6 protein-coding genes and 1 tRNA gene are annotated in these 5822 nt (G+C 61.0%); 1 reads left to right on the top strand and 6 read right to left on the bottom strand.

Features of this window, described 5'->3' with window-relative positions; genetic code table 11:
- The first annotated feature begins 301 nt into the window (after window positions 1–301).
- Window positions 302–1132 carry a lipopolysaccharide kinase InaA family protein gene (locus ACMLHG_RS06240; protein WP_417169933.1) on the top strand — a complete coding sequence of 277 codons (831 nt, stop codon included), beginning with the start codon at window positions 302–304 and terminating at the stop codon, window positions 1130–1132.
- Between the two features lie 25 nt (window positions 1133–1157).
- On the opposite strand, the gene ACMLHG_RS06235 is transcribed toward ACMLHG_RS06240, so the two are convergent.
- From ACMLHG_RS06235 to ACMLHG_RS06210, 6 genes are all read right to left on the bottom strand, one after another.
- On the bottom strand, window positions 1158–2150 hold the full coding sequence (locus ACMLHG_RS06235) for a CNNM domain-containing protein (protein WP_417169932.1): 993 nt from the start codon (window positions 2148–2150) through the stop codon (window positions 1158–1160).
- 78 nt (window positions 2151–2228) lie between these two features.
- Window positions 2229–3122 carry a DUF368 domain-containing protein gene (locus tag ACMLHG_RS06230; protein ID WP_294436014.1) on the bottom strand — a complete coding sequence of 298 codons (894 nt, stop codon included), beginning with the start codon at window positions 3120–3122 and terminating at the stop codon, window positions 2229–2231.
- A gap of 152 nt (window positions 3123–3274) precedes the next feature.
- Window positions 3275–3730 carry a hypothetical protein gene (locus ACMLHG_RS06225; protein WP_417169931.1) on the bottom strand — a complete coding sequence of 152 codons (456 nt, stop codon included), beginning with the start codon at window positions 3728–3730 and terminating at the stop codon, window positions 3275–3277.
- Between the two features lie 131 nt (window positions 3731–3861).
- Window positions 3862–3936 (bottom strand) — tRNA-Met (locus ACMLHG_RS06220).
- A gap of 112 nt (window positions 3937–4048) precedes the next feature.
- The gene (locus ACMLHG_RS06215) at window positions 4049–4657 is read right to left on the bottom strand and encodes a 2-dehydro-3-deoxy-6-phosphogalactonate aldolase (RefSeq protein WP_294436012.1); all 609 of its coding nucleotides are present in this window, start codon (window positions 4655–4657) and stop codon (window positions 4049–4051) included.
- 21 nt (window positions 4658–4678) lie between these two features.
- Entirely contained in the window at window positions 4679–5779 is a 1101-nt protein-coding gene (locus ACMLHG_RS06210; RefSeq protein ID WP_295811689.1) for a sugar kinase, read from the bottom strand.
- Window positions 5780–5822: the final 43 nt, after the last annotated feature.

Below are 5822 nucleotides of genomic sequence, written 5' to 3'. Positions count from 1 at the left end.
TAGCGCCCTCCGAAGAACGGGTGGAACTCCGTTTCAAAGCCCGCCGCCTTCAACGCCGGGGCGTAGAGGTAATAGCGCAGGCGGCTGGAGGCCCCCTGCCGGGAATAGCGGGTGCAGATGGCGAGTTTTCGTTTCATGGGGTTTAACATACCGTGGGGAGCGCGGTTTGTCAACCGGAACTTGACGGGAACGGAACTTTTTTGCTTCGGGAAGAGGAGTTCCGCAGGCGGCCCGGTTGTATTTTTCCGGCGGCGGTGGTAAATTATTCCGCGGAAAACACGATGCAACGATGAGGCCAGATGTGAACGATTTTGACGGAACCCGGCGGCTCTACCGGGAGGCGAAGCGCAATATGCTGCATGAGATGGGGGCGAAACTTTCCGGCTCCTGGCGCTGGGTGGCGCCGGAATTTGAAACGGCGCTGGAGCAGATCCTTTCTCCGGGCGGCCTTGACGGTGCGGAGTGCATCTGGAAGACCCGCCACAAGGAGGTCTGGAAGTGCCGGGTGGAAACTCCGGCGGGGCCGAAGACGGTCATCTACAAGTGCAGCTACAGCTCCCGGCCGCTCTTTTACGCGGTTCACTATTCGAAAAACGCCCGGGAGGCGGCCAACTACCGCGGCCTTGCGGCGATCGGCATCCCGGTGGCGCGTCTGCTCGGTTGCGGCGACTTCCGCGACGGCCGGATTCTGCGGCGCTCCTTCCTGGTGACGGAGTTTGCGGAGGGGTTCCGGGACGGGCGCGCGTTCCTCCCCGGCGGCGCCGCCGAACGGGAGAGCGAGCTGCGCGATGAATTTCTGCGCGGCAACCTCCGGCATCTGGCGAAGATGCATGAGGCGCACTGCACCCACCGCGGCTTTCTGCCGAACAATCTGTTGTGGCGGAAGCAGGAAGGGGAGGCGGCGCCGGAACTCCTCTGGATCGACGTGACCAGCGCCTTTTTCTGCCCGCTGCCGGAGCGGCTGTTCGCCCGGGAGATCGTCCGCGACCTCGCGACGCTGTTTGCGGCGATGAAGCTGAATGAGGAACTCCGGGCGGAGCTGATCCGGTTTTATCTGGATGCGAACCGCCGGACGACGCTCCGGTTCGACGAGCTTTTCCGCCGGGTCGCCGACGCGGTCGCGCGCCGCTGACTTTCTCCGGCGGGGAAGCGAACGGTCAGAGGGCGACGCTCTCACACTCCGCCGTGCGTTCCGCCGCCGGATCGACCTTGCGGAAGAGCTTCATGAAGAGGTCGGTGGTGGTGATCATTCCGACGATGCTTCCGCCGGAATCCTTGACCAGCAGCAGACGGGAGTCGAGCTTTTCGCTGTTCTCTGCCAGATGGAGCTGCGCTTCGTCCGCCGGGATCACCTGCGCCGGCAGGAGCAGTTTCCGCCAGTCGCCGTCGTGAAACAGCAGCTGCCGGAGCTCCAGGACGCCGATGAACCGTTCCGGCTCCGCGGCGGAACGGACCGGGTAGCGGGAGTGCAGGCACCGGCGGGCCGTCTGCAGAACCTCTTCGCGCGACATCTCGTCGGTCAGGCTGACCATCTCCTCCCGGGGGACCATCAGCTGGCGGATCTTATCCTCCTTCAGGTCGGGAATCTGCTGAATCGCCAGCTCCTGCGCGACCGTGATGTGTTTCGCCTCGCGGGCCATCGAGGCGAGGGCGTCGAGCTCCTCCTCCATGGCCGCGCCGGTGTCCTCTTCCTCCTCCTTCCCTTCGAACGGGCGGTTGACGAAGTGGACCAGCCAGATAACCGGCGTCAGAAGCGCGATGGAAAATTTGAGCAGACGCGCAGTGTGGGCGACGATGAAGGCGTTGAAACGCACACCGAGCGTCTTCGGCAGAATTTCGGTGTACTGCACCATCAGTACGGTGAAGATCAGCGAAAAGAGCCAGATATAGTCGCTCCCGTAGAGGCTGTCGAACTGCGCTCCGGCGATCGCCGCGCCGAAGGTGTGCGCCGCGGTGTTCAAAATGAGAATCACCGCAATCGGCTTCTCGATGTCGCTTTTCAGCGCCTCGCAGATCTTGCCGACCTTCGGACGGCGCTTGCTCAGAATCGCCAGTTTCCCGGGATTCAGGCTGAGCAGAGCCGCCTCCATGACGGAGCATAAAAATGAGATTCCCATTGCGACCGCGACGGCGGCAACCAGTGTAAACATACGATTTCCTTCTGTTGATTGTTTTGCTTCACGCCGGTTGTCGGCGTGGTTTCTCTTTGGTTGAGGCGATGGTACGGGTTATTCCGATGGCATTCCGGCGGTCGAAGCGGCCTCTTCCTTCCTCCCGGCAAAGCGTTCGATCAGCAGTACCAGCGCGAAGCCGGCCGCACCGAGCAGAAGCGCCAGAAAAAAAGTGCTGTCGAAGGCGGACGGAAGGATGTTTTCGTTTTCGATGCTGTCGCCGAGTTTCCACGGCCACACCTTGCGCAGAGAACCGAGCATGAACCCGATCAGCACGGCGATGGTGAGGTCATGAAAGCGGCGCAGCAGGTAGCCGAGCAGCCGGATGAACCACGAGATGCCGAGGACGATTCCGAGAACAAACAGCGCCAGTGTGAGGAGATTTTCACCGAAATTGACGCCGCTCTTCAACTCGTGGACCGCGTTGAGCACCTCGTGATACTTCCCCATCAGAAGGAGGATGAAACTGCCGGAGATCCCGGGCAGGATCATCGCGCAGATGGCGACGGCGCCGCAGAGGATGAGATAAAACGGGGAGTCCGGCGGGTTCTGCAGCAGCGGCAGGCCGACGATCAGCCAACCGGCGGCAGTTCCGGCGATCAGGGCGACGAACCGCCCGGCACTCCAGCGCTTGACCCGCGGCAAAACCGCGACGGCGGAGGCGAGCACCAGCCCGAAGAAAAAGGCGAGGATCAGTGCCAGCCGATGCTCCAGCATCCAGCGGATCGGGGTGGAGAAGAGCGCAATGGCCGCCAGAATTCCCAGCCCGAGAGTGGCGAGAAAGGGCCACGGAAGCGTCTGCACCGCCCGGCGGAGCTGAAAGCGGAACAGCATGGAGAAGCACTCCTTCCCGGTGAAACGGCGGATCGATTCGATGAGTTCGTCGTAAATGCCGAGGATGAAGGCCATGGTTCCGCCGGAGACGCCCGGCACGACATCGGCGGCTCCCATGATGAAGCCGCATGAAAGAATGCGTAAATACTCTTTTACGGAACGTTTGGAAGAGGGAAACTGTTTTTCCTGCATGTAAAATCCCTGCGTGAATTCTCGATGGACCCGGATTTTCTCCCGGAGTCCGTTCCGCAGGAGCAAATGCCGTGCGGTCAGAACTGCCTCGGGAGAGACGAAGAGCACAGCTTCGCCGCCGGCCCCGCCCGGACCGGCACCGAATCGTTGAGAATGTTGGAAAGCGCCGGAATCCCGGCGAAACTTCTTCCGCATGGATGAGGTACATCCTCTTCCTGCGTCACGCATGGGCAAAAATCCGCCGCAAACGCCGGGCGCAACGGGAAATGGGTGCGGGGCTTCAGCTTGAATGGAGCCACCGTGCGGCAGGAGCCGCTCTGGAGATCGCGGGGCAGCGCCTGAACATCCGGTTCGCCGGAGAGATCCGCGGACAACGCAACCGGATAGGGTTGTGGAAAAAGAGCCGCCGGCCGCGAGGAGAGTTCATCGCGGCTTCCCGGGAGGAAGAAGAGGGCGGAGAGCAACAGAAGGCAGAGCACAGCCGCCTTCCTGCTGCTTCGTCGGTCGTTCTCTTCGGGTGCTGGTTCGCTCAAGCGGAAATCTCCAGTTGCGTTTTACTTGCTTTCTCTATTACTATACAGGCATTTTGCGAGGATGCCAAACCATTATCACAAAAAAACGGCATAAAAAACCGGTCAGTTTCGACCGGTTGAAATCGGAAAATTGGTAGCGGGGGTAGGAATCGAACCTACGGCCTTCAGGTTATGAGCCTGACGAGCTACCACTGCTCCACCCCGCAACGTTGTTGATACGTCTAATATAGCAGAAAATGAGGTTTTGTCAAGCTCAAATCAGAGAAAAATCGTGATTTCTGTTACAAAAATCGACGATTTTTCTCTCTCCCCGATTCCTCAGAGCTGATTTACCAGCTGGCAGGCGGTTTCCCGGATTTCCTCCAGACTCCGGCCGGGTTTGTAGAGGTTGGAACCGATCCCGGCTCCGGCGCACACCTTCAGAAAGTCGTGAAGATTTTCCGGATTCACTCCGCCGACCGCCATGATCGGCGCCTTGATTACCGCCTTCAGATCCTTGACGTACCCCGGACCCAGCGCTCCCGCCGGAAAGAGCTTCAGATAATCCGCTCCGGCCCGCAGTGCCGCAAAGCCTTCGCTTGCGGTGAAGAAGCCCGGCATCGAAACAAGTCCCGCCCGCTTCGTCGCGCGGATCACCGCCTCGTTGGTGTCCGGCGAGATGATAAACCTCCCGCCCGCCGCCGCCACGCGCTCGACATCGGCCGCGCTGAGCACCGTTCCGGCGCCGATTAGCATCTTTTCCCCTTCGTGCCACCGGTTCGCCGCCCGGCGGATGCTCTCGAGCGCATCGGGCGAGTTGAGCGGAATCTCCAGCATCCGGAAGCCGGACTCATACAGCACCTCGCAGACCGCGTCGATCTCCGCCGGCGTGATGCCGCGCAGAATCGCGATCAGCGGACACTTCTGCAACTTCTCTGCAAAACTCATCGGATTTTCTCCTTTCCCATATTACCGCATGACACGGCCCGAACCGCTGCCGTTCATCAAATTGACCACCTCGGCGAGTGAGACGTAGTTGTAGTCGCCGTGGATCGTGTGTTTGAGGCAGCTTGCCGCCGCCGCGAAGCGGATCGCCGTCGCCGGGTCGCGGTACTCCTCGCTGTGCAGCGCGTAGATCAGCCCCGCGCCGAAGGAGTCGCCGCCGCCGAACCGGTCCACGATGTTCCGGATCTCGTAGGGATGGTATTCGTCGTTTGCATCGTTCGGCGCGAAGAACGCCTTGCCTTCCGCGCGGCTGTAGAGCATCGCGCCCCAGTTGTTGTGGTTGGCCGAATAGCTTTCGCGCAGCGTGATCGCGACATACTCCGCCTTCGGGAATCGTTCCAGCAGACGGCGGGCCACGCCGCAGTAGCCTTCCGCGTCGATTTTCCCCTCTTCGATCGAACTGCTTTCGCTGGCGATGCCGAAGACGTCGGAAGCGTCCTCTTCGTTGCAGATGATCCAGTTGACATAGGGGACGATTTTCCCCATGCACTCGGCGGCGAGTTCCCGCGGCGCGGTTCCCGGGCGCCACTTCCAGAGCTTCTTGCGGAAGTTGAGGTCGCAGGAGATGTTGATTCCCTGCGATGAGGCGTATTTCACCAGCTCGAGCGTGGTGAGATATGCCTTTTCACTCAGGGAGGGGGTGATGCCGGTGATGTGCAGATGGCTGGCGTTTGCCAGCATCGACGGGAAGTCGTAGGCCTCCGGACCGAGCAGGGAGATCACCGAATTTTCCCGGTCGTACACCACGTTCGAACCGCGCTGGGCCGCGCCGTGTTCCGCATAGTAGACCCCCATCCGCCCCGATTTGGTGTAGAGAATGTGATCCACATCCACCTTGAGGCCGCGGAGCTGGGCGGCGAACGCGGCGGAGACCGGATTTTCCGGCAGCGCGGTAAGATACCGGGATTTTGCCCCGAGCATCGCCAGCGAGGCGCAGACATTCGCTTCGCCGCCGCCGAAGGTCGCCTCCAGCTGCCCCGGGAGCGCCTGCGCAAACCGTTTCCGCTCCGGCGGACAGAGGCGGAGCATCACCTCTCCAAAACCGACCAGGTACCCATCTTTCATCGCTTTGCCTCCTTGCATTGGATTGAAAAAAACATAAAAAATT

This window comes from Victivallis sp. (genome assembly GCF_048170485.1).
In the GTDB taxonomy this organism is placed as follows: Bacteria; Verrucomicrobiota; Lentisphaeria; order Victivallales; family Victivallaceae; genus Victivallis.
Note: the sequence above shows the minus strand (reverse complement) of the source record. Positions and strands in the feature narration are given on the sequence as shown.

Excerpts from the sequence above, each read along its gene's own strand:
- ACMLHG_RS06230 (WP_294436014.1), bottom strand. The coding sequence starts at position 3,122 with ATGGGAGCCGCCGATGTCGTGCCGGGCGTCTCCGGCGGAACCATGGCC.
- ACMLHG_RS06215 (WP_294436012.1), bottom strand. The coding sequence starts at position 4,657 with ATGAGTTTTGCAGAGAAGTTGCAGAAGTGTCCGCTGATCGCGATTCTG.
- ACMLHG_RS06210 (WP_295811689.1), bottom strand. The coding sequence starts at position 5,779 with ATGAAAGATGGGTACCTGGTCGGTTTTGGAGAGGTGATGCTCCGCCTC.
- ACMLHG_RS06235 (WP_417169932.1), bottom strand. The coding sequence starts at position 2,150 with ATGTTTACACTGGTTGCCGCCGTCGCGGTCGCAATGGGAATCTCATTT.